Annotated in this window: 23 protein-coding genes and 2 pseudogenes; 17 read left to right on the top strand and 8 right to left on the bottom strand. The window is 66.8% G+C overall.

Annotation, left to right across the window (positions count from 1 at the left end; genetic code table 11):
- Window positions 1-281 precede the first annotated feature (281 nt).
- From ABEA07_RS28670 to ABEA07_RS18175, 7 genes and pseudogenes are all read left to right on the top strand, one after another.
- Window positions 282-614 (top strand): annotated as a pseudogene (locus ABEA07_RS28670) (hypothetical protein); the annotation flags it as partial.
- Between the two features lie 80 nt (window positions 615-694).
- Window positions 695-901 (top strand): annotated as a pseudogene (locus tag ABEA07_RS28665) (RHS repeat-associated core domain-containing protein); the annotation flags it as partial.
- A gap of 57 nt (window positions 902-958) precedes the next feature.
- Window positions 959-1,480, top strand: coding sequence for a hypothetical protein (locus ABEA07_RS18195; protein WP_345539609.1), 522 nt, complete (start codon window positions 959-961; stop codon window positions 1,478-1,480).
- A 9-nt stretch (window positions 1,481-1,489) separates the two neighbouring features.
- Window positions 1,490-1,798 (top strand): hypothetical protein, encoded by a 309-nt coding sequence (locus tag ABEA07_RS18190; protein WP_345539607.1) that lies wholly within the window; start codon window positions 1,490-1,492, stop codon window positions 1,796-1,798.
- Window positions 1,799-2,141: 343 nt separating this feature from the next.
- Window positions 2,142-2,324: a hypothetical protein gene (locus ABEA07_RS18185; RefSeq protein WP_345539606.1), complete on the top strand. Its 183-nt coding sequence runs from the start codon at window positions 2,142-2,144 to the stop codon at window positions 2,322-2,324.
- Window positions 2,325-2,430: 106 nt separating this feature from the next.
- Window positions 2,431-2,688 carry a hypothetical protein gene (locus tag ABEA07_RS18180; protein ID WP_345539604.1) on the top strand — a complete coding sequence of 86 codons (258 nt, stop codon included), beginning with the start codon at window positions 2,431-2,433 and terminating at the stop codon, window positions 2,686-2,688.
- A gap of 29 nt (window positions 2,689-2,717) precedes the next feature.
- Window positions 2,718-2,942, top strand: coding sequence for a hypothetical protein (locus ABEA07_RS18175; RefSeq protein ID WP_345539603.1), 225 nt, complete (start codon window positions 2,718-2,720; stop codon window positions 2,940-2,942).
- 422 nt (window positions 2,943-3,364) lie between these two features.
- Here the strand turns inward: ABEA07_RS18175 and ABEA07_RS18170 are convergent, their stop codons facing one another.
- From ABEA07_RS18170 to ABEA07_RS18135, 8 genes are read right to left on the bottom strand one after another with little or no spacing between them, the layout of a single operon-like run.
- A complete protein-coding gene (locus ABEA07_RS18170) occupies window positions 3,365-4,183 on the bottom strand; it encodes a M55 family metallopeptidase (protein ID WP_345539602.1) in 819 nt (272 codons plus the stop codon).
- On the bottom strand, window positions 4,180-5,259 hold the full coding sequence (locus tag ABEA07_RS18165; protein WP_345539600.1) for a DmpA family aminopeptidase: 1,080 nt from the start codon (window positions 5,257-5,259) through the stop codon (window positions 4,180-4,182). The genes ABEA07_RS18170 and ABEA07_RS18165 overlap by 4 nt, the downstream gene beginning before the upstream one ends.
- Before the next feature lies 1 nt (window position 5,260).
- Window positions 5,261-6,196, bottom strand: coding sequence for a glutathione ABC transporter permease GsiD (gene gsiD, locus ABEA07_RS18160; protein ID WP_345539599.1), 936 nt, complete (start codon window positions 6,194-6,196; stop codon window positions 5,261-5,263).
- A 7-nt stretch (window positions 6,197-6,203) separates the two neighbouring features.
- Complete coding sequence (gsiC, locus tag ABEA07_RS18155; protein ID WP_345539598.1) at window positions 6,204-7,124, bottom strand: glutathione ABC transporter permease GsiC; 921 nt, start codon at window positions 7,122-7,124, stop codon at window positions 6,204-6,206.
- A gap of 13 nt (window positions 7,125-7,137) precedes the next feature.
- The gene (gsiB, locus tag ABEA07_RS18150) at window positions 7,138-8,676 is read right to left on the bottom strand and encodes a glutathione ABC transporter substrate-binding protein GsiB (RefSeq protein WP_345539597.1); all 1,539 of its coding nucleotides are present in this window, start codon (window positions 8,674-8,676) and stop codon (window positions 7,138-7,140) included.
- Between the two features lie 54 nt (window positions 8,677-8,730).
- Window positions 8,731-10,629, bottom strand: a complete 1,899-nt coding sequence (locus ABEA07_RS18145) for a dipeptide ABC transporter ATP-binding protein (protein ID WP_345539596.1) — start codon at window positions 10,627-10,629, stop codon at window positions 8,731-8,733.
- Window positions 10,626-11,582, bottom strand: coding sequence for an isoaspartyl peptidase/L-asparaginase family protein (locus ABEA07_RS18140; protein ID WP_345539595.1), 957 nt, complete (start codon window positions 11,580-11,582; stop codon window positions 10,626-10,628). The genes ABEA07_RS18145 and ABEA07_RS18140 overlap by 4 nt, the downstream gene beginning before the upstream one ends.
- A gap of 8 nt (window positions 11,583-11,590) precedes the next feature.
- Window positions 11,591-12,547, bottom strand: coding sequence for a MurR/RpiR family transcriptional regulator (locus tag ABEA07_RS18135; RefSeq protein WP_345539594.1), 957 nt, complete (start codon window positions 12,545-12,547; stop codon window positions 11,591-11,593).
- A 179-nt stretch (window positions 12,548-12,726) separates the two neighbouring features.
- On the opposite strand from ABEA07_RS18135, the gene ABEA07_RS18130 reads away from it, so the two are divergent.
- From ABEA07_RS18130 to ABEA07_RS18085, 10 genes are all read left to right on the top strand, one after another.
- Window positions 12,727-13,218 (top strand): SDR family NAD(P)-dependent oxidoreductase, encoded by a 492-nt coding sequence (locus ABEA07_RS18130; protein ID WP_345539592.1) that lies wholly within the window; start codon window positions 12,727-12,729, stop codon window positions 13,216-13,218.
- Window positions 13,215-14,117, top strand: coding sequence for a GntR family transcriptional regulator (locus ABEA07_RS18125; RefSeq protein ID WP_345539590.1), 903 nt, complete (start codon window positions 13,215-13,217; stop codon window positions 14,115-14,117). Before ABEA07_RS18130 ends, ABEA07_RS18125 begins: the two co-directional genes overlap by 4 nt.
- Window positions 14,118-14,216: 99 nt before the next feature.
- Complete coding sequence (locus ABEA07_RS18120; protein WP_345539588.1) at window positions 14,217-15,584, top strand: MmgE/PrpD family protein; 1,368 nt, start codon at window positions 14,217-14,219, stop codon at window positions 15,582-15,584.
- A 5-nt stretch (window positions 15,585-15,589) separates the two neighbouring features.
- Window positions 15,590-16,135 (top strand): acetyl-CoA carboxylase biotin carboxyl carrier protein, encoded by a 546-nt coding sequence (locus ABEA07_RS18115; protein WP_345539586.1) that lies wholly within the window; start codon window positions 15,590-15,592, stop codon window positions 16,133-16,135.
- A complete protein-coding gene (locus ABEA07_RS18110; RefSeq protein WP_345539585.1) occupies window positions 16,132-17,607 on the top strand; it encodes a carboxylase in 1,476 nt (491 codons plus the stop codon). The genes ABEA07_RS18115 and ABEA07_RS18110 overlap by 4 nt, the downstream gene beginning before the upstream one ends.
- A gap of 22 nt (window positions 17,608-17,629) precedes the next feature.
- A complete protein-coding gene (locus ABEA07_RS18105; protein WP_345539584.1) occupies window positions 17,630-17,926 on the top strand; it encodes a hypothetical protein in 297 nt (98 codons plus the stop codon).
- 13 nt (window positions 17,927-17,939) lie between these two features.
- Entirely contained in the window at window positions 17,940-18,803 is an 864-nt protein-coding gene (locus ABEA07_RS18100) for an amidohydrolase family protein (RefSeq protein WP_345539583.1), read from the top strand.
- 8 nt (window positions 18,804-18,811) lie between these two features.
- The gene (locus tag ABEA07_RS18095) at window positions 18,812-19,873 is read left to right on the top strand and encodes an SDR family oxidoreductase (RefSeq protein ID WP_345539582.1); all 1,062 of its coding nucleotides are present in this window, start codon (window positions 18,812-18,814) and stop codon (window positions 19,871-19,873) included.
- A gap of 8 nt (window positions 19,874-19,881) precedes the next feature.
- Complete coding sequence (gene accC / locus ABEA07_RS18090; RefSeq protein WP_345539580.1) at window positions 19,882-21,252, top strand: acetyl-CoA carboxylase biotin carboxylase subunit; 1,371 nt, start codon at window positions 19,882-19,884, stop codon at window positions 21,250-21,252.
- A gap of 9 nt (window positions 21,253-21,261) precedes the next feature.
- Window positions 21,262-22,797, top strand: a complete 1,536-nt coding sequence (locus ABEA07_RS18085) for an acyl-CoA carboxylase subunit beta (RefSeq protein ID WP_345539578.1) — start codon at window positions 21,262-21,264, stop codon at window positions 22,795-22,797.
- Window positions 22,798-22,809: the final 12 nt, after the last annotated feature.

The raw sequence follows: 22,809 nt of genomic DNA, 5'->3' as shown, positions 1-22,809 counted from the left end.
CCAATGCGAACTCCAATGCGACAACGAAGACCCACCTCAGCCAGCGCTCGTCTTCCAGCACGGCGACACGCTCGGGCAGTCCCGTGGCCTTCACCAGCGGTCAGCCTGCGCTGCAGTACCAGGCGGCCGACCTGCCCAGCACCAAGGACCCCGTGCGGCGCGAGGCCGTCAAGGAGGGTGCCAAAGATGTTGGCATTACCACCCGAGGCACAAGCACCACCGGACCCGCCGCCGCCAGCGCCGGCGAGTTCGCCCCCGCCCCCGGGGTCCTGCGCGCCAACATGGCCCCGGTCACCTTCGCCGAGGCCGAGCGCGTGCTGTCCTCGCGGACCCTTCCTGGCAACGTCAACCAGGGCACCACCGCGGCGCGCAAGAGCGACATCGGCAAGCTCTCCACGCGCAGTACCTCCGCCGCCAAGATCTCCGGCGACGCCAGCCCCCTGGGCCCGGCCTCCATCGCCGAACTCGCCCGCTCCCTGCGCAACCACCCGGACCTCATCTACCAGTACGTCCGCAACAACGTCGAGTACTACCCCACCTTCGGCATCCAGAAGGGGGCGCTCGGCGCGGTGCTGGACAACCAGGCCACCGCCCACGACCAGGCCGCCCTGATGGTCGAACTGCTGCGCGCCTCCAGCATCGAGGCCAACTACGTGCGCGGCATCGTCAAGCTCAGCGCCGCCCAGTTGGCCGAGTGGTGGGGCGTGAACACCGCCAACGTGTGCGGTGTCCTGTCTCTGCTCGGCCAGGCCCAGAGCCCAACACGACAACCGGCCCGAGGTTCAGGTACACCGGCCAGCAGCTCCTCGGCGAGCTGGGGCTGTACCACTACAAGGCACGCTTCTACTCGCCGAGCCTCGGGCGCTTCCTTCAGACCGATCCCATTGGCTACAAGGACGACGTCAACCTGTATGCCTACGTGGGCAACAACCCAGCGAACAGGACGGACCCTTCCGGATTGATCGCCCGCGAAGCCGTCGCGTTGGCCGCCGGTCTCGGAGGATCCGTCAAGAGCGCCTGGGACGCTTCGGTCGCGGCGTTCCTGAACGAATCGCTCGCCGACATCGCCCTCAAGAGCATGCAGGGTCTTCCAATCGAGGCAGCCGCTGTCACTGGTGTTAGATTGCTCAAGACGGCGGATGGGATTGCTGATGCCGCAAAGGAAACAACCCTACTTCTCAACGGCCCGATCAGGATGACTGAGAAGGGCATGGCCCACGTGGTTGAGCGGCACACCGTCAACGACATCGCAAAGTTCGCCGATAAGAGCAAATTCAACGAAGCCGAAAACTTGTCGACCTTGATCAGTTCAGGAACGCACCAGCAGATGGTTCAGCAAGCCAACGGCAACTTCGCCCGAACGTGGGATGCTGGCCGATCGATTGGCATCGATCGGGTGACAGGTCAGCAAACATCTGTCATGACCGTGATCACCCGTCCGAACGGCGAGTTGGTCACCGCATTCCCTGGTCGTCCTTAGGAGATTGCTATGTCGCTTGACTTCGCTGTTCTTGGTCAGAACGGATCACCGGAAAGGACAGTCTCTCTGGGAGTAGATCTGCATCATCAACTTCTCACTGCAGCTGCTGCGGGCGGGCTGACGCGCTTTCAAGATTTCGCTGACTACTATAGAGATGCAGAGGTCTCCATCGATGACCTCCCAGATCTGGTTGAGCAGATTCGGGCGCTGCACGATAAAACTGGCTCGGCCGAACTACAGCGCTTCCTTGACGATCTGGGTGGTTTGATAACCTATGCCGTGAATCAACGGAGGGCTCTTCATGCAATAGCAGACTGATGGGCGCGACCCTTGCCGCAAGGGATTGGGAAACCAAAACCCGTTCCATAAGGCCGCAGTCGACCAGTTCAAGAACACTGAGTCGTCGAACGCGGGGCATGCGCTAACCAAACATCCGGAGTTGGTCGGGGAGACAAAAGAGAGTTGCGACAGGCAACCGACGGGAGCGATCAACCATGTGGCCCAAGGGCTCTTAGAGACATCATGCGGAATGGCGTTACGTCGACTCCGACGCTCGGGCGATACGGAACCGCGACGCAAATTCAGGTTCCTGGAGGATTCGGTGCCCGTTGGGCATCCGACGGCAGCTTCATTGGCTTCATCAATCCGTAGAGCTATGACCATGACAACCTCCGGAACCTACCGGTGGCGGAAGACCACGGACATCAATCGCGAGCATGCGCTGTTCGAACTGTTGGACGGTGATGGAGCAGCGCCGAATGTGGTTTTTACAGATGAAGGCGTCTTCGAAGTCGCTTTCAACCCGAGCATCGGCGGCAAGGTTTGGAATGGGGGCAGTTTCTGAAACTGCTCAACGAAGGCAGAGCCCTCGCTGATCGTGATCGATAGTCTGTTGCCGCAAAGGGCGCAGCCGGCGAGGCGCAAATGCGGCTCGCCTACGAATGCAGCTGATGGCCGAGGAAGTAGCCGGCGCACGATTGCCCTCTGAAATCACGGGCTACTCTAGACACGGGCTGAACCAAGCGATCTCTCGTGATGGAGTTGATGTGGCGCCAAGTGCAATACTCGACGCATTGAAGAACCCGCTGAGCACCACCGGCCAAAATGGCGGGCGCTTCATAATGACGGGCAAAGATGCCGTGGTAATTGTCAATGCCCAAGGGAAGGTGATTGCCATTTGGGCAGCAAACGCGGCGGAGATGCGATGACTATGCGTTCAGCGACAAACGAGCGACAGATGCAGTCTTTTGCCGAGAAGGTTCTTGCCGCTCGAAATGCTGTGCCCTTGCTTGCAGAGCGGTTGGCTGGCAATCAAATTACGTCGGACGACCGCAAAGCAATCATTGAAGTGCTTGCCGTCGAGTTGTGCGAAAAGGGCTTCGACGCTGAGTCGGAGCCCAATGCGTACGGGCAAGAGCTTGAGCGGTTGATCGACTACTTGAACAGACCGAACCTGAAATAAAGAAAGCTAAGCTGCGCCTTCTTGTAAATTCGGAATAAACAATGAACCTCGAGGTGCAAAGGTTTTTTGTGGTGTGCATTGCGGCGCTGCTGCCGGCACTGCTTTTGATTGCAAGCGCAGGATACAACGTTTTCATGTACGTGAAGGCCAATCGCAAATTAACAATCGTAAGCAGGATTGCGCAGGAGGCTTTGGGTCCTTTTCGATTCTTTTTGGCAGCCTAAACTCGGCCGATGGAAAAAATACCTCAAAAGAGCGCTCGCTTTTGCCGTTGCCTTTGCTTTATATGTTGGATTTGTTCTGCTCGGGCTTCATGTTTTAATGGGGTCGCGATAAATTTTGATGCTGGCATTGCCAAATATTTCGAAGAAGCCCCAACGACGGAAGCGACTGACCGAAGCCCGCTGCGCAGTTCACACCCCTCATCTCAGCATCGCCGACATCGCCGAGCAGCAGTTCAGCATCCGCACCGCCGCCTCCACCGACGCCGCCTCGAAGCGCAGCTCATTCGCCCCGCCACGCTCAAAGCTCGGCCACTGGCAGAACAGGTCGGCCAACGCCGGTGTCTGCGTGCGCAGTGTCACGGCCACCGGCTTCGGCCACACCAGGGGCCGCGCCGCACCATGCGCCGCCAGGCCCGCGGCCATGCCCTCGCGGATCGCGGTGCAGGCCTGCGCGGGTGACAGCGACACGCCGCTCGTCTGCCCGCTGGCGCGCTTGGTCTGCACGAAGACCGCATGCGGAAACAGCGGCTTCGTCTCCTCGATGAAGACATCGTCCCCGCTGGCCATCAGCACCGGCACGCCGTACTCCCCCGCCAGCGCACCGTAAAGCGCGGCCTCGCCCACCGGTTGCCCGCCAATCTCGACGGCGGCGAAGGCGAAGCTGTTGATGGTGTGGGCCAGGATGCCGCGGCCGCCGGCGCGCGAGTGGTAGCCGACCATGCCCAGGCCATCGACGCCCAGCTCCACGCCCGCCACCATGCTCAGGTAGCGCGGCTTGCCCTGGATCACCTGCGCACGGGGATCCAGCAGATCCGGCGGCATGTTGCGGAAGTCGCCGTGCGAGTCGTTCACCCAGACCTCGGTGGCGCCGCCATCGAAGGCGCCCGCGATCGCGGCATTGGCTTCCTCGGTCATCAGCCGGCGTGCGCGCTCGTACTCGGGGTTGCCGGCGCGCACCTGCTGGGCATGGAAGACGCCGGCCACGCCCTCGATGTCGACGGAGATCAGGATCTTCATGCGGGGATATCGCGGAGCTTGGCAAGCGTGTCGTGAGGCCAGTCGCGCAGCAACTCGGCCAAGGCCGGCCGAACATGACCGTCACGCCCGGTGACGGCCCGGGCACGCCACAGCGCATGCAGGATGGCCTGCTCGACGCTGTCGGCCGCCGCCTGGAACAACCCGTCGAGCAGGCTGTCGTGCAGCAGCGCGACCTCCGGCATCGGCTGTTCGCGCCGATGGGGCACCGTGTACGCGGTGGAGAAGGCGAGCGCGATGTCGCCGCTGCCGTGGCCGAGGAAGGAGCCGGTACGCGCCAGGCCCGCGCCCGCGCGCTGCGCGAGCCGGCGCAACTGGCGCGCGTCCAGCGCCGCATCGGTGGCGAGCAGCATGATGATGGAACCCTTCTCGGCCTCGGGCGGCGCGGCCGGAGCCGCGAGCTGCGTCGCCAGCCGCGCGCCGACCGCATGGCCCGCGATGCGCAGGTGCGGCAGCAGCCCGTAGTTCGCCAGCACCAGCGCGCCCACCGTGTGCAGCCCGGCGCCCGGCGCCGACACGCGGCGCGAGGCGGTCCCGATGCCGCCCTTGAGCGCGAAGCTGGACATGCCCCGGCCCGCGCCCACCGAGCCTTGCGCCACCGCCTCGCCGGCGGCGGCCCGGGCCTGCAGGTAGTGCTCCTCGCGCACCACCATGCGCTGGATGTCATTGAGAAAGCCATCGTTGCACTCGAACACCAGCGGGTTCACCGTGGGCAGGCTGCGGCCGCATTCAGGATTCAGCGCGATGCACTCGCGGATCTGCGCCTGCGCCACCGCCGGCACCGAGAAGGTGTTGGTCAGCGCGATCGGCGTCTCCAGCACGCCCAACTCTTCCACCTGCAGCAGCCCGACGCTCTTGCCGAAGCCGTTGAGCACCGCGACACCGGCCGGCACCCGTTGCTGGTAGGGGTCGCCGCCGTGCGCGCACACGACCGTGACGCCGGTCTGGACATCGCCTTCGGCCAGCGTGGCGTGCCCGACCGTGACGCCGGCCACGTCGGTGATGGCGTCGCGACGGCCCGATGGAAGGTCGCCTATGTGCGGGATCGCCGGCGCCATGTCACAACCTGTCGATCTTGGGGTCGAGCGCATCGCGCAGGCCGTCGCCCAGCAGGTTGAAAGCCAGCACCGTGAAAAAGATCGCCAGCGAAGGGAACAGCGCCACGTGCGGCGCGTTCACCATGTCGGCGCGCGCCTCGTTGAGCATCGCGCCCCATTCCGGCATCGGCGGCTGCGCGCCCATGCCGAGGAAGCTGAGGCTGGCCGCCGTGATGATCGAGGTGCCCAGCCGCATCGTGAAGTACACGACGATCGACGAGATGGTGCCGGGCAGGATGTGGCGCAGCAGGATGGTGCGGTCGCGCGCGCCGATGCTGCGCGTGGCCTCGATGTAGGTGAGGTTCTTCAGCGCCAGCGTGTTGCCGCGCACCAGCCGCGCGAAGGCCGGCACGCTGAAGACCGAGACCGCCACCACCACGTTGGTCATGCTGCTGCCCAGGATGGCCACCACGCCCAGCGCCAGCAGGATGCCGGGAAAGGCGAACAGCACGTCCGAGATGCGCATCACGATGCGGTCCCACCAGCCGCCGTAATAGCCGGCCAGGAGGCCCAGCGCGGTGCCGACGATGGCGCCCAGCACCACCGACAGGAAGCCGGTGGCCAGCGAGATGCGCGCGCCCATCAGGATGCGGCTGAAGATGTCCCGGCCCAGCGGATCGACGCCGAACCAGTGCGCGGCCGAAGGGCCGGTGTTGAGCTTGTCGTAGTCGAAGAAGTTCTCGGCGTCGTACGGAACGATCCACGGCGCGAGGACGGCGATGGCGATCAGCAGCAGCACGAAGACGCCGGCTCCCATCGCCACGTGCTGCATGCGGAACTTGCGCCAGAACTCGCTCCAGGGCGTGCGCACCTTTGCCGCATTGACGGCAGAGGCAGCGGCCTCGGTGAGAGCCTGCGGCTCGGCGGCGGAGATCGGTTCGGCGGGAGGCGTGCTCATGGCCGGCTCACTTGTATCGGATGGTGGGGTTGATGAAGCCGTAGAGAACGTCCACGACCAGGTTGATCAGGATGAACTCGAGCGAGAACAGCAGCACCAGCGTCTGGATGACCGGGTAGTCGCGCATGTCCACCGCGTCGACCAGCAGCCGGCCGAGGCCGGGCCAGTTGAACACCGCCTCCACCACGATCGACCCGCCGAGCAGGAAGCCGAACTGCAGGCCCATCATCGTGACCACCGGGATCAGCGCGTTGCGCAGGCAGTGCTTGAGCACCACCCATTTCTCCGACACACCCTTGGCGCGCGCCGTGCGCACGAAGTCCTCCTGGATCACCTCGACGAAGGAGGCGCGGGTGAAGCGCGCCATCACGGCCGCCACCGCGGCGCCCAGCGTGATCGAGGGCAGGATGTAGTGCTTCCACGAATCGGCGCCCACGGTGGGCAGCCAGCCCAGTTGCACCGAGAACAGTTGCATCAGCAGCATGCCCAGCGCGAAGGCCGGGAAGGAGATGCCCGAGACCGCCAGCGTCATGCCGAGCCGGTCGGGCCACTGGTTGCGGTAGACCGCCGAGGTGATGCCGATCGCCATGCCGAAGACGACGGCCCAGGCCATGCTGGTGAGCGTGAGCAGCAGCGTGGGCATGAAGCGCTCGGCGATCTCGGTGGACACCGGCCGCTTCGAGCGCAGCGAGTGGCCGAAGTCCCCCTGCAGCATGTTGGAGAAGAAGTTCAGGAACTGCTGCGGCATCGGCTTGTCCAGGCCGAGGTCCGCGCGCACCAGCGCCACCGTCTCCGGGCTGGCGTCCGGCCCGGCCGCCAGCCGCGCCGGGTCGCCGGGCAGCATGTGGACGAACAGGAACACCAGCACCGCCACGATGAGCAGTGTGGGCAGCAGCCCGAGCAGGCGTTTGATGACGTATTGGGTCACTCGCTCACCAGCGTTACTTCAGCTCGACTTCGTCGAAGTTGAAGCTGCCGTCCGGGATCACGTAGAAGCCGGTCAGGTTGCGCGCCCGCACCGACAGCAACTGCTCGGTCACGAGGAAGGCCCAGGGCGCGTCGTCCCAGATGCGCTTCTGTGCATCGGCGTAGATCTTGGCCTTGGCGGCGGCGTCGGTCGTGACCAGTGCCTTCTTGATGTCCGCATCGACCGCGTCGTTCTTGTAGTACGCCGTGTTGAAGAGCCGCGGCGGGAAAGATTCGGAGGCCAGCAGCGGACGCATCGCCCAGTCGGCTTCGCCGGTGGAGGAGGACCAGCCGACGTAGTACATGCGCACCGGTGCGGTGGCCGGGTCCTGCGCGCTTTCGACGCGCTCGACGCGCTGGCCGGCCTCCAGCGCCTGCACCTGCACCTTGATGCCGACCTGCGCGAGTTGCTGCTGCACGAACTGGATCACCTTCTGAGCGGTCGTGTAGTTGTAGGCCGACCAGAGCGTGCTCTCGAAGCCGTTCGGGTAGCCGGCTTCCTTCAGCAGTTCCTTCGCCTTGGCCGGGTTGTAGGGCCAGGGGCCCAGCTTCGTCGCGCCGTCGATGCCCTTGGGCAGCACGCCTTCGGCCGGGATGGCATAGCCCGAGAAAGCCACCTTGGCCAGCGCCTCCTTGTTGATCGCGTAGTTGATGGCCTGCCGCACCTTCGGGTTGTCGAAGGGCTTCTGCTGCACGTTCATCGAGATATAGCGCTGGATGATCGAGGGCGCGCTGTTCACTTCCAGGCTGGGCTTGCCCTTCAGGGTCTCGGCCGCTTCGTACGGCATCGGGAAGGCGAAGTGCGCCTCGTTGGTCTGCATCATCGCGGCGCGCGTGTTGTTGTCGACCACGGGGCGGAAGGTGATGGTGTCGACCTTCGGGTAGCCCTTCTTCCAGTAGCCGTCGAACTTCGCGACCTTCAGGTAGTCGGTGGCCTTCCACTCGACGAACTTGAAGGGGCCGGTGCCCACCGGGTTCTGTGCGATGCCCTTGCTGCCGAACTTGGCCAGCGCGGCCGGCGAGATGATCACGGCCGAGGGGTGCGCCAGGTTGTTGATGAAGGGCGAGAAGGGCTCGCTCAGCGTGAAGCGCACCGTGGCGGGATCGATCACCTCGGTCTTGGCGATGTTCTTGTAGAGGTTGTAGCGCTTGAGCTTGTTGTCCGGATTGGTCACGCGGTCGAAGTTGGCCTTCACCGCCTCGGCGTTGAAGGGCGTGCCGTCGTGGAACTGGATGCCGGTGCGCAGCTTGACGGTGTAGACCAGCCCGTCCTTGCTGACGGTATGGCCGGTGGCGAGCACCGGCACCATCTTCATGTCCTTGTCGAAGCCATACAGGCCCTGGTAGAAGGACTTCGCCACGGCCTGAGACAGCGTGTCGTTGGCGTCGTAGGGGTCGGTGGTGGTGAAGTTGGACTGCACGGCCACCACCACGTCCTTGCCGGCGGCCTGCGCCGAAACGGCCAGGCCGGCCAGCGCGAGGGCGGCTGCGATTCGGGAAAGACGCTTGTTCATGCGAAGACTCCTTTGAGGTCGTTGGGTGAGACTGGGGGAAACAAGAAAAGAAGATCAGAAGCCGTCGGCGATCGGATGCCGCGCGACGAAATGGCCCGGGCCGACTTCGACCAGCGGCCGGATCTCCGGCTCGTAGCCGGCCGGGTGCACCGGGCTCGGCACCTCGCCCTGCAGCAGCGGGCGCTTCTGGGTGCGGCGGGCCGGGTCGGCCACCGGCACCGCGGCCATCAGCCGCTTCGTGTAGGCATGCTGCGGGTTCTCGAAGATCGCGCGGCGCGGGCCGATCTCGACGATCTGGCCGAGGTACATCACGGCCACCCGGTGACTGATGCGCTCCACCACCGCCATGTCGTGCGAGATGAAAAGAAAGGCCACGCCCAGCTCGCGCTGCAGGTCCAGCATGAGGTTGACGATCTGGGCCTGGATCGAGACGTCCAGCGCGGAAACCGACTCGTCGGCCACCACCACCTTCGGGTCGAGCGCCAGGGCGCGCGCGATGGCGATGCGCTGGCGCTGGCCGCCGGAGAACTCGTGCGGGTAGCGCTGCGCGTATTCGGGCGGCAGGCCCACCTTCTGGAGCAGCCAGCGCACCCGCTCCTGCGCCTTGGCGCCTTTGGCCAGGCCATGCACCAGCAGCGGCTCCATGATCGAGAAGCCCACCGTCAGGCGCGGATCGAGCGAGGCGAAGGGGTCCTGGAAGATGAACTGGATGTCGCGCCGCAGCGCCTGCAGCTCGCCCGTGGGCAGCGCCAGCACGTTGCGGCCCTGGAACTCGATCTCGCCGCCCTGGCTCTCGACCAGGCGCAGCAACGAGCGGCCGGTGGTGGACTTTCCGCAACCCGATTCACCCACCAGCGCCAGCGTCTCGCCGGGCTTCAGCTCGAAGCTGATGCCTTCCACCGCGTGCACGCGGCGGGTCACGCGGCCGAAGAGGCCGCTCTTGAGGTCGAAGCGCGTGATCAGGTTCTTCACCCGCAGAATGGGCTCGGCATCGGGCCGCACCGTGTCCTGCGGGCTGTGGTCCGCCACGGTGACGCCCTGGGCATCCACCTGCAGCAGCTCGAAACGCGCGGGCAGGTCGGTGCCTCGCATGGCGCCCAGCTGCGGCACGGCCGAGAGCAGGGCGCGCGTGTAGGGATGCTGGGGCGCCTTGAAGATCTGCTCCGCCGGCCCGGCCTCGGCCTTGTCGCCGCGGTACATCACCAGCACGCGGTCGGCCACTTCCGCCACCACGCCCATGTCGTGCGTGATGAAGACCACGCCCATGTGCATCTCGGCCTGCAGCTCGCGGATGAGCTGGAGGATCTGCGCCTGGATGGTGACGTCCAGCGCGGTGGTCGGCTCGTCGGCGATCAGCAGCGAGGGCCGGCAGGACAGCGCCATCGCGATCATCACCCGCTGGCGCATGCCGCCGGAGAGCTGGTGCGGATAGCGCGCGAGCACGTTGCGCGCCTCGGGAATGCGCACCAGCTCCAGCATGCGCAGCGCCTCGGCGCGCGCGGCGGCGCGGTCCTTGCCCTGGTGGATGACGATGGCCTCGGCGATCTGGTCGCCGGCGGTGAACACCGGGTTCAGCGAGGTCATCGGCTCCTGGAAGATCATCGCGATGTCGGCGCCGCGGATGCCGCGCATGGTGGCATCGGAGGCCTTGGCCAGGTCGAGCACCTGGCCGTTGCGGCGCCGGAAGCCCAGGCGTCCGCCGACGATGCGGCCACCGCCGTACTCCACCAGCCGCATCAGCGCGAGCGAGGTGACGGACTTTCCGGAGCCGGACTCGCCCACGATCGCCAGCGTCTCGCCGCGGTCCACGTGCAGCGACACACGGCGCACCGCATCGACAACGCGTTCGGAGGTGGCGAAGCGCACGGTGAGGTCGTCGACGTCGAGCACGCGCTGCTCGGGCAGCTGCATGGCGGCGCCGCCGGCGGTCAAGGGTTGAAGGATGGCGCTCATCGGTGGATGGCGGTTTGCGGCGCATCGGTGCCGCGCGCATGGCCGCGGTACATGCCCTCGGTGTTGAAGGGCATGCAGACGTTGCCCAGCCGGTCGACCGCGATCAAGCCGCCGCTGCCGCCGATGGCCGGCAGCGACTGCATCACCACCGCCTGGGCGGCCTGTGCCAGCGACTGGCCGGCATAGCGCATGCGCGCGCAGACGTCGTAGGCGGCGGCCGCGCGGATGAACATCTCGCCGCTGCCGGTGCAGGAGACGGCGGCGCGCTTGTCGTCGGCATAGGTGCCGGCGCCGATCAGCGGCGAATCGCCGATGCGGCCGACGCGCTTGTTCGTCATGCCGCCGGTGGAGGTGGCGGCCGCGAGGTGGCCGTGCTGGTCCAGCGCCACGGCGCCGACGGTGCCGAACTTGCGGCCTTCGTCCAGGGGCGCACCGGCCGCGGCCGCGCCGTCGTGGTCGAGCAGCACGCGCTTCGCGCCCTTGGCGTGGTGCAGCTGCGCGCGCCGTGCCTCGGTGGAGAAGTAGCCGGGCTCCACCATCTCCAGTCCGTGCTCGCGCGCGAAGGCCTCGGCGCCGGCCCCGGCCAGCAGCACGTGGGCGCCTTCCTCCATCACCGCACGGGCCGCGCGCACCGGTCGGCGGATGCGGCTCACGCCGGCCACCGCGCCCGCGCGCAGGTCGGCGCCGTTCATCACGGCGGCGTCGAGCTCGTGCGTTTCGGCCGCGGTGAAGACCGCGCCGTGGCCGGCATTGAAGAGCGGGCAGTCCTCCAGCATCTCGACGGCGAGGCAGACCGCGTCGAGCGCGGGCGCGCCCTTCAGCAGCAGCGACTGGCCGGCCTGCACGATGGCGCGCAGCGCGTCGTGGTAAGCCTGCGCGGCCGAGGCGTCCAGCGACGCCGCGCTGATGGTGCCGGCGCCGCCATGGATGGCGATCACGGGTGAGCTTCTCATCGGGTGTTTTACTTTCCGGCCGGACGCTGGCGTGCCGGCCTGGTCGTGGTCTTCTTGAGCTTCTTCATTCTGATCCCGGCCGGGATTGCACGCAGATCCTGTGCGCCGTGCAGCCAGGGCATGACGGTCTGCACCACCTTGCTGGCGGCCTGGAAGGCACCCGGCGCGCGCAGTGCCACGGCACTCGTGAGGGCCTCGACCAGCGCCAGCACGCTGGTCTCGCAATTGGGGCGGAAGCGCGTCTCGGTCTGCGCGTAGAGCGTGATGTCGGCCAGCGGCGCCAGCGGCGAACTGGGCCGGTCCGTCAGCGCCAGCACGCCGATGCCTTGCTGGCGGGCGATGCCGGTCAGGGCCAGCGTGTCGGTGAGGTAGCGCGGAAAGGTCAGCGCCACCAGCAGGTCGCGGGCGTTGCCGCGCGCGAGGGCGCGCGCGCCGTGCGTGACGCCGCTCATCGAGGGCAGCAGGCGCACGTCGGCGCAGTAGGCATCCAGCCCGTGGTGCAGCAGGCCGGCCAGCCAGGCGCTGGCGCCGAAGCCGGCGACGTAGACCGTGCGCGCGGCCAGCACGCGCTCCACCGCCGCCTCGCAGGAGGCCGGGTCCAGCGCATGGCGGGTGCCTTCGATGTTGCGCTGGCTTTCTTCCAGCGCCATGGAGAAGACCTCGGCCACCGTCGAGGGCGTGGCCAGGTTGCCGCGCAGCCGCTCCACGGGCGCCACCAGCGGCTCGAAGCCGCGCACCAGCTCGGCACGGAAACTCGCGTAGCCGTCGAAGCCCAGCGCCCGCGCGAAGCGGTTCGCCGTGGCCACCGATACACCGGCCATGGCCGCCAGCTCGTCGATGGGGAGTGTGGCGACCTGCAGCGGGCGCTCCAGCACGTAGTCGGCCACCTGGCGGTGCGAGCGCGTGAGCTGCGGCAGGGCCTGGGCGATGCGTTGGGCGACGGTGATGGTGGAAGAGGGCTGCATGAGAGAGGGGAGGATGCCCTTTCAGGTCGCGGCCAATGTAAACAGAATTTCAGAATGGTGCAACGAAAGAAAATTTGCGATCACGCGGGTCGGGCAGGAATTAAGGGTAAACCCTGTGCGATTCATCTGAAATATATAGATGATTCATATGTCCATCTCCCCAGCACGGAAGGCACCCGATGAATCCTTTGCAAACCCCGATGGGTACGAGTCGTGTCGTATGGGTGGCCGGCGCAGCAGGCGCCGCCGGCGGCGCGATCATCGACGCCTGGATCGCAGCCGGAGCGCGCGTCGTGGCCACGGACGTCCACGGGTGCGCTTCGGGCGAGCACGTGACCGGCCTGGCCTGCGACGGAACGTGCCATTCGGACATCGACGCCGTGATCGCGGAATGCCGCCGGCTCGGCGGGCTCGACGTGTTCGTCAATTGCGCTGGCGCCATGCCCAAGGCCGGGTCGCCGGAGATCACGGTCGAGGTATGGAACGAGCTGTTCGACCTGAACGTGCGCGGACCCCAGCTTTGCTCGCAGGCCGCGGCGCGGGAGATGGTCGCGACCGGCAAGGGCGGCTGGATCGTCCGCATCGACCCGGAGAACGCCGAGACGGTCTCGGTCGACAGCGTGGCCTGCCACGGTCTCAGCGGCCCGGTGCGTGTGCTGGAGGCTGCGTGAAGGAGGACGACGCGTTCGCGCGTCTCACGGTGGGACTCGGTCAGAATACGGCCGAGATGCCGAGCACGAAGAAAACCGAGAAGACAGCCGCCGCCGCGACCGAGGCCCGCCAGGCCGCCCCCGAGACGCCCACGCGCGACGGCACGCGCCGGGACGTGCTCGTCGACATGGGCCACGGCCCCGTGCCGCTCTACCAGAGCATCAAGCTGGAACTCATTCGCGCGATCAGCGGCGGCAAGGTACAGGCCGGCATGGCACTGCCTACCGAGAAGGAGCTGTCCGAGCGCTACAACGTGAGCATCGGGACCGTGCGCCGCGCGATGGCCGATCTCGTGGCGGAGAAGGTGCTGGTGCGGCAGCAGGGCCGCGGCACGTTCCTGGCCCCGTTCGATTCGGCGCGCATGCTCAACTCCTTCTGGCACATCGTGCGCAAGGACGGCGAGCGCGAGATCCCGATCGTGCAGACGCTGCGCTTCGAGGAATCGAAGGCCGGCGCGCGCACGGCCGAGCGGCTCAAGATTCGCACCGGCGATCCGGTGTACGACGTGCTCAACGTCATGCTGCTGGGCGGTGAGCCCACCCTGCTCGATGCGCTGCAGATCCCCAAGGCGCTGTTCCCGACGCTCACGCACGCGCAGTTCGTCAAGCGCGACTCGACCATCTATGACCTGTACCGCGATGGTTTCGGCGTCACGGTCGCGCGCACCGTGGACCAGCTGAGTTCCGTGCCTGCCGACGCGGTGACCGCCAAGAAGCTCGACATCGCGCTCGGCACGCCGCTGCTGGAGATCGTGCGCGTGGCCTACACGTTCGAGAACCAGCCCGTCGAGCTGCGCCGTTCGCTCCTCCACACCGAAAAGTACGAGTTCGTGGACGAGACCGGCGGTTCGCGCAGCTAAGCCGGGCCCCACCTCGGCACGAACGTTCGCCGGGTTATCCCTTGCTATTTTCAAACATATATATGAGTCATACTATTCCGAAATCATGCAGGAGACAGCGTGCGAATCACTGAAGGAATAGCGGAGCGCGTCGCGGCCACGCGCATCGAGAACTTGCCCAAGGAGGCCGTCGACTACTCGGCGACCCTGGCCATGAGTGCACTGGGCGCGATGGTGTCCGGCCACCGCTGCACCGGCGGAGCGGAGGCCATCCGCTATGTCAGGCGCCAGGGCGGCGAGCCGCAGGCCACGGTGTTGGGCGCCGGCCTGCGGACGTCGGTCGAACTCGCGGGCTTTGCCAACGGCACGTTCGCGCATGCCACGGAGTACGAGGACGACAGCTTCCCCGAGGCGGTTTCGAGCTACACGCTCTTCCCACCGATCTTCGCGCTCGCCGAGCACCTGCACTCGCCGGGCTCGCGGGTGATCGAAGCCTTCGTCGCCGGCTATGAAGCGCAGGCGCGCATCGGGCTGGCCTGCCGCGAAGCCCGCAGGATCGGCTACATGGTGCTCAGCCTTGCGGGCTCCATCGGCGTGGCGGTCGCGGCGGCAAAGCTGCTCGGCCTCGACGCGAAGCAGACGGCCGACGCGATCAGCATCGCGGCCTCGCAAGGCGGCGGTATCGGCTACCAGACGGGCACCGCCGCGCACATCGTCGAGATGGGCTTCTCGGCGCGCAACGGCATTGCCGCGGCCTTCATGGCCAAAGAGGGCATGAACGGGCAGTCCGACGTGCTCGAAGCGCCGCGCGGGCTGATGAACATGATCACCGGCGGCAAGGTCCAGGCACCGGAGAAGATCCTCTCGGAGTGGGGCAAGCCCTACCGCATCTTTGAAGTCGGGATCAAGTCGTACCCGTGCTGCTACCACCTGCAGCGCATGATCGAAAGCGCGCAGGATCTCACGCGCGAGCGCCGCCTGGGCGCCGATGACATCGCGAAGGTCGAAGTGGAGGTGAACGCCTTCTTCCCCACCGTCGTGCAGCACCCCGAGCCGCGCAACGAGATCGAGGCGCAGTTTAGCCTGCCGCACGCGGTGGCGCTGGGCGTACTCGAAGCGCACATCGGCCCCGCGAGCTTCTCGCGCGAACGCATCGAGGACGAGCGCTTCCGCCGCTTCCGCCCGAAGGTCAAGACGATCGTGCGCGAGGAGTGGGGCTGGACGCCGACCGGTTGGGATCCGCGCATCACCTACACGCTGGCCAGCGGTGAAGTGATCGTGCGCGAGCCGAAAACGGCCAAGGGCCAGCCGCCCGCGCTCTACAGCTTCGACGAGTGCGCGCCGAAGTACCACGGCTGCGTGGACGACCTGCTGACCCCCGACCGGGTCGCAAGCTCCATCGAGATGCTGCGCCATCTTGCAACCCTGCCCGACGCGGCGGCGCTCGTCGCCGAAGTGGCGGCGATCACCCCCTACAAGCAAAGCTGATCCCCGTGAAGTCCATAGCCGATCTCAGCCAGACCGAAGTCGAGCGCATCCTCGACATCGTCGACCGCCTGAACGACATCGAAGTGCGCCTCGAAGTGGGCGACATGAAACTGCACGTGCGCAAGTTCGGCGACCCCTCGCTGGCGTGCGCCGGCACGTCGCACTTCTCGCCCGCGCAAGCGCCGCAACCCGCGCAACCCGCACCGATGCCGGCCCCGCAAGCGGCCGCGTCGGCACCGCCTGAGCAAGCGGCTCCCGCGCGGCCGGCCGCGAAGCCCGCGGCGGCATCCGGTACATCTGCCGAGGCCGGCCTGGTCGACGTGCGCGCGCCCATGCTGGGCCGCTTCTACCGTGCGTCCTCGCCCAGCGAACCGGCGTACGTCGATGTCGGCTCGAAGGTGCGCGCCGAAGACACGATCGGCGTGATGGAAGTGATGAAGCTGTTCAACACCGTGCCCGCCGGTGTGAACGGCACCGTCGTGGAGATCGTCGCCGAGAACGGCTCGATGGTGGAACATGACGCGGTCCTGGTCCGCGTGAGGCCGGAATGACGCGCCCCATCGGCATCATCGACACCACGCTGCGCGACGCGCAGCAATGCCTGTGGACGACGCGCATGACGGCGGCCATGATGGACCCGATCGCCGACCAGCTGGACAACGCGGGCTTCGACATGATCGACTTCATGGCGCCCGTGCAGTTCGACGTGTGCGTGCGCTACCTGCGCGAAGACCCGTTCGAGAAGGGCCGCTACTTCCGCTCGCGATTCAGAAACACGCCGCTGCGCGGCTACTGCCGCAGCAAGAGCCTGGTCGGCTTCAGCATGGCGCCCGACGACATGGTGGAGCTGTGGATCGAGCGGCTGGCGGCCAACGGCTTCCGCGTGGTCGGCACGCTCGACTCGCTGCTCGACACGGACAACATGTCCGTGAGCATCCGCCACGCCAAGAAGGTGGGCATCCAGTCGATCGGCGCGCTGGTGTTCTGCGAAAGCCCGCTGCACACCGATGAACTGTACGCACGGTCGGCGAAGAAGCTCGTGGAGCTGGGCGTGGACGGCATCATGCTGAAGGACTCGGGCGCGCTGCTCACGCCCGACCGCATCCGCACGATCGTGCCCGCGCTCAAGGCGGTGATCGGCAAGGTCCCGCTGGAGGTGCACACGCACTGCAACACCGGGCTCGCGCAGCTCGTGTGCCTCGAAGCGGCGCGCCTGGGCGCCGACCAGATCCACACCTCGATCGCGCCGCTCGCCAGTGGCCCCGCCCAGCCGTCGACGCAGGGCATGGTGAAGAACCTTGCGCACGCCGGCTTCGCCACGCGCCTCGACATGGCCCTCATCGACGAAGTCAGCGGCTACCTCGAACAGCTCGCCGAGCGCGAGGGCTTCCCGCGCGGCGAGCCGATGGAGTACGACCTCTTCCACTACAAACACCAGATGCCCGGCGGGATGATGGCCAACTGGCGCTTCCAGCTGAAGCAGTCGGGCCTGGAGGACCGCTTCGACGAGATCCTCGAGGAGATCGCGCGGGTCCGCCAGGACCTCGCGTGGCCGATCATGGTCACGCCGTTCTCGCAGATCATCGCCGTGCAGGCCATGCTGAACGTGGTCAACGGAGAGCGCTACCGCGTCGTGCCCGACGAGGTGAAGATGTATGCGCTGGGCCACTTCGGCAAACTGCTCGGGCCGGTGGACCCGCAGGCGCTGGACCGCATCGTCGCCAACGGTTCGCCGAAGATCCCGCTCGAGCGAGAGCCGATGGCCCCGGCCTTGCCGGGTCTGCGCAAGGCGTACCCGAACGCGAGCGACGACGAGCGCCTGCTGCGCTACATGTTCCCCGCCGACGACGTCGACAAGACCTTCGCGGCCAAGCCTCTGAAGGTCTCCGTGCCCCCGAACGGCGCCGTGCCGCGTCTCGTGGAAGAACTCGCCAGGCGGCCGGGGCTTGCGATTTTCGAGCTGGAGCGCGGCAACTCGCGCCTGAGCATCACGCGCCACGCGCCCGCGCGCGCGGCGATCTGAACACCCACCCGAAGAGACCTGCATGCGCAACAAAGGCACCGTGATCGTCATGTACGACGCCCCGTCCGAGGCCGACGCCTGGATGCACGGACCGCACTATGACGAGGTCCTGCGCACGCCGGGCGTGACCGAAGTGCGTCGCTACGAAGCGGTTGCGGGGCCCGAAGGCTGCAGAAAGTACATCGCGCTCATCGACAGCGACGACATCGACGCGACGCTCGCATGGCGCGACAGCGCCGAAGGGCAGAGGTCGCAGGCCGAAGCCAATGAGCGAGGCGTCGACAACCGCTACGCGATCGTCGCGAAACGCATCTACTGAAGGAGAGAGATCCATGCAGATCATCGACATGCGCTTGCGCCCGCCCGTCGAGGCGTGGACGAAGGGCTCCGTCTTCCGCACCGCCATGCACTACCCGCGCAAGTGCATATCCTTCAAGGGTGCGCGCTCGGCGTGGCTCGAAGACGTCGACATCCTCTTCGAGGAAATGGATTCGGCCGGCGTGAAGTGGGGGGTGGCCATGGGTCGTGCCTCCAGCGGTGCGGGCAACCTTGGCGGCGTCTCGAACAAGGAGATCGTGGACCTGCTTGAAACGTATCCGAAGCGCTTCGTCGGCTTCCTCGGCGTGGATATGGAAGCCATTCCCGAAAGCCTCGCCGAGATCCGCGAACTGGCGCATTCGCGCGGCGTGAAGGGCATCTCGATCGAGCCTGGCTCGGGCAAGGTGCCGCGCTGGTCGAACGATCCATCGCTCGATCCGGTGTACGAGCTGGCGCTGGAGCTGAACCTGCCGGTGTCCATCTCGCTGTCGGGCCTGCTCTGCGCGCTCGCGGGCCACGAGATCACCTGGTCGCGCCCCACGTCGATCCAGATGGTGGCGCAGCGCTATAAGGCGCTGAAGATCATCGTGTCGCACGCCGCATGGCCGTACGCCGATGAGATGGTCGTGGTGGCGCTCGCTTGCCCGAACATCTATGTGTCCCCCGACCTGTACGCGAGCACGGCCGGAATGATCTGCGCCGAGAGCTACGTGAAGGGGGCGAACCTGTTCCTGGAAGACCGCACGCTTTTCGGCACGGCCTACCCGGTGCGCGACATACAGGATTCGGTGCGCGACTTCCTCGACCTGGGCTGGCGCAAGGACATCATCGACAAGGTGCTGTTCGACAACGCGGCCAAGCTGCTCGGCCTGGCCTGAGGCGCGCGGTGGCCACGAAGACCGCAGTCATCGCGGGCGCACTGGGCATCGTCGGGCGCGCGCTGGTCGACCAACTGCGCGCCAGCGGCGGGTGGGACATCGTCGCGCTGTCGCGGCGCACGCTCGACCTCGGGCCCGGCGTTCGCCAGGTGCAGGTGGACCTTCTCGATGCGGACAACACCCGCAAGGCTCTGCGTGAACTCGATGGCGCCACGCACGTCTTCTACGCCGCCTATGCGGCGCGTGCGGCGGCTGCGGAAGAAGTGGCCCCCAATCTGGCGATGGTGGTGCACCTCGTCGAGGCGCTGGAAGCGGCAGCCCCGCGTCTGGCGCACGTGCAACTGATGCAGGGCAGCAAGTGGTACGGCAATCACCTCGGTCCTTACCGCACGCCAGCCCGCGAGGATGATGCGCGCCACATGCCGCCCAACTTCTACTACGACCAGCAGGACTGGCTGGCCGCACGGCAGCGCGGCAAGCGCTGGAGCTGGTCGGCGCTGCGTCCGCACTGCATCTGCGGCTTTTCCGTCGGCAGCCCGATGAACCACCTGATGGCGCTGTCGATCTACGCGACGATCTCACGCGAGCTCGGCCTGCCCCTGCGCTTCGCCGGCAACGCGCAGGCGTTCTGCGCCCTTTACCAGTTCACCGACGCGCGCCTGCTGGCCCGCGCAATGGAGTGGGCTGCGACCACGCAGGCGTGCGAGAACGAAGCGTTCAACATGACCAACGGCGAGCCCGAGCGCTGGAAGAACATCTGGCCGGCCATCGCGCAGACCTTCGGCATGGAGCCCGGCGAGCCGCAGCAGGTCAACCTGGTGCGCACCATGGCGGACAAGGAGCCGCTGTGGGCCCGGATGCGCGAAGAGTACGGGCTGAAGCCCTACACGCTCGACCAGCTCGTCGGGTGGCCATTCGCCGACTGGGCCTATTCGGCGCCCTACGACCAGGTGTCGAGCCTTGCGAAAGCCCGGCGCGCGGGCTGGACCGAGGTGCTCGATGCCTCCGACATGTTCCGTGACCTCATCGGCGGCCTCGTGCAGCAGCGCGTGATTCCGCCACCTCCATGAGCAGACCCATGACCTTGAAAAGTGTCCTCGTCGCCAACCGTGGCGAAATCGCCCTGCGAGTCATCCGCGCCTGCCGCGAGCTTGGCATCGAAGCCGTGCAGGTGTATTCCAGCGCCGACAAGGATTCGCTGCCGGTGCGCCTGGCCGACCGGTCCATCTGCATCGGTGGCGCGACGCCCGCCGAGAGCTACCTCAATCGCAACGCGCTGATCCAGGCTGCGCAGATGGCGAAGGTCGATGCCGTGCATCCCGGCTACGGCTTCCTGTCGGAGAACGCCGAGTTCGCCGAAGCGGTGATCGCCGCGGGCCTCACCTACGTCGGGCCCGATCCGCAGGCGATCCGCCTGATGGGCGACAAGGCCGCCGCGCGCAAGCTCGCGATGGAAGCGGGCGTGCCGGTGGCGCAGGGCTCGCCCGACCCGGTGGCCGACGTGGAAGAAGCGGTGCGCCTTGCCAATGGCATCGGCTACCCGGTGCTCGTGAAGGCGTCGGCCGGCGGCGGCGGCCGCGGCATGCGCGTGATGGAAAGCGAGAAACAACTGCGCGAAGGACTGGAGCGCGCGTCGTCCGAAGCGGCCGCGGCTTTCGGCAGCGGCGCGGTCTACATCGAGCGCTACATCTCGCCCGTGCGCCACGTGGAAGTCCAGGTGGTCGGCGACGGCAAGGACGTCGTCCACTTCGGCGAGCGCGATTGCACCATCCAGCGCCGCCACCAAAAGCTGCTGGAGGAAAGCCCCTCGCCCATCGTGACGCCGCAGCTGCGCGAGCGAATGACGAAGGCAGCCTGCGACCTGGCGCGCTCCGTGAACTACCGCAGCGCCGGCACGCTGGAATTCATCGTCGATGCGGCGCGCCAGGAGTTCTTCTTCATCGAGATGAACACCCGCATCCAGGTCGAGCACCCGGTGACCGAGGCGGTCACGGGCGTGGACCTCGTGAAGCTGCAACTTCGCATCGCGGCCGGTGAGCCGCTGCCGATGAAGCAGGCCGACGTGAGGTTCCACGGCCACGCGATCGAATGCCGCATCAATGCAGAGGATTCCGAGAAAGGGTTCCTGCCGCGCCCCGGAAAGATCACCGAACTGGTGTGGCCCGCCGGCCCGGGCGTGCGCGTGGACTCGCACGCTTTCGCCTCGTACGAGCTGCCGCCGTACTACGACTCGCTCGTCGCGAAGCTCGTCGTTTGGGACGACAACCGTGACGCGGCCATCGCCCGCATGCGTCGCGCGCTGGCCGAGCTGCAGCTGTCGGGCGTCAAGACCACGCGTGAATTCCACCAGCGCCTGCTGGACGAACCTGCCTTCGCGGCGGCCGACGTCAGCACGCAATTCGTCAAGGACAAAATGTACGCGCAGCATCCGATGCGCCACATGCTCTAGGAAACAGATATGGCACACGAGAAGATGCTCGCCGCGTTCGAGCAGGCGAAGCAGAAGGCGCTGGGCATGGGGGGCCCCGAAAAGCTCGCCAGGCGCAAGGCCGAGGGGCACATGAACGCGCGCGAGCGCCTGGGCGCGCTGCTCGATGCGGACAGCTGGATCGAAAGCGGCCTGTTCGCCACCTCGCATCGCCCCGAGATGCGCGAGCGCACGCCCGCCGATTCGAAGATCGCGGGCTTCGGCGAGGTGGAAGGCCGCCCCGTCGCGGTGGTGTCGAACGACTTCACCGTGCTCGGCGCATCCAGCTCGGTGGTCAACGGCAAGAAGATCCGCCACATGCGCGAGGTCGCGTCGAAGTCCGGCATGCCGCTCGTGATGCTCGGCGAGTCGACTGGCGCGCGCATGCCGGACCGCATGGGCGCCGAAGGCCGCGCCATTCTCGGGCAGGACCCGCACGAATACCGCCGTCTGCGCGAATCGCCGTGGGTGAGCGCGCTGCTCGGCGCGTGCTACGGCTCGTCCACCTGGTATGCCTGCCTGTCCGATTTCGTCGTGATGCGGCGCGGCGCGACGATGGCCGTGGCCAGTGGCCGCGTGACGTCGGCGGCCATCCGCCAGGAGATCGATTCGGAAGAACTCGGCGGCTGGAAGATGCATGCGGAGACCTCGGGCCTGGTCGACGCCGTGGTCGAGACGGATGACGAGGCGCTCGCCCTGATCCGCAGATGGCTCGGCTACCTGCCGAGCCACCACAACGAGGCGCCGCCCGTGCACGAGGTGCCCGCGGGCAGCGAAGGCCGTGGCAGCCGCATCCTGGAGCTGATGCCCGAGGATTCGTCGAAGGTCTACGACGTGCGCAAGATCATCGAGACGGTGGTCGACGTGGGCAGCATGATGGAGCTGAAGCCGAAGTTCGGCCGCTCGATCTGCACGGCGTTCGCGCGCATCGAGGGCCGCTCCGTCGGCATCCTGGCGAACAACCCGCTCTTCAAGGGCGGCGCCATCGACGTCGATGCGTGCAACAAGGCCATCGGATTCCTCGTGCTGTGCGACTCGTTCAACATCCCCATCGTCTTCATGGTGGACCAGCCCGGCTTCCTGATCGGCGTGGAAGGCGAGCGGCGTGCGGCGCCCGGGCGCATCATGAACTGGATGAATGCGCTGGCGCTCATCACGGTGCCCAAGATTTCGCTGATCATGCGCAAGAGCTACGGGCAGGCCTACCTGAACATGGGCGGCGGCCGCAATTCCGACGAGGTGATCTGCTGGCCGACGGCCGACCTGGGCTTCATGGCGCCGAACGTGGGTGCGAACGTGCTCTTCGGCGTGAAGGAGGAAGACGATCCCCAGCGGTACCGTGCGCTCGTCGAGGAGCTGTCGCGCGACACCTCCGGGTACCGGCTCGCGTCGCTGTACGAGACGCAGGCCGTCATCGACCCGCGCGACACGCGGCAGACGCTCGCGCGCCTGCTCGAAGTGCACCGCACGCGGCTGGGCAGCGGCGTCGGCAAGCATCTGCTGGCCAACTGGCCCACGACATATTGAGAAGGAGGTACT

This window comes from Variovorax defluvii, assembly GCF_039541515.1.
Lineage (GTDB): Bacteria > Pseudomonadota > Gammaproteobacteria > Burkholderiales > Burkholderiaceae_C > Variovorax > Variovorax defluvii.
Note: the sequence above shows the minus strand (reverse complement) of the source record. Positions and strands in the feature narration are given on the sequence as shown.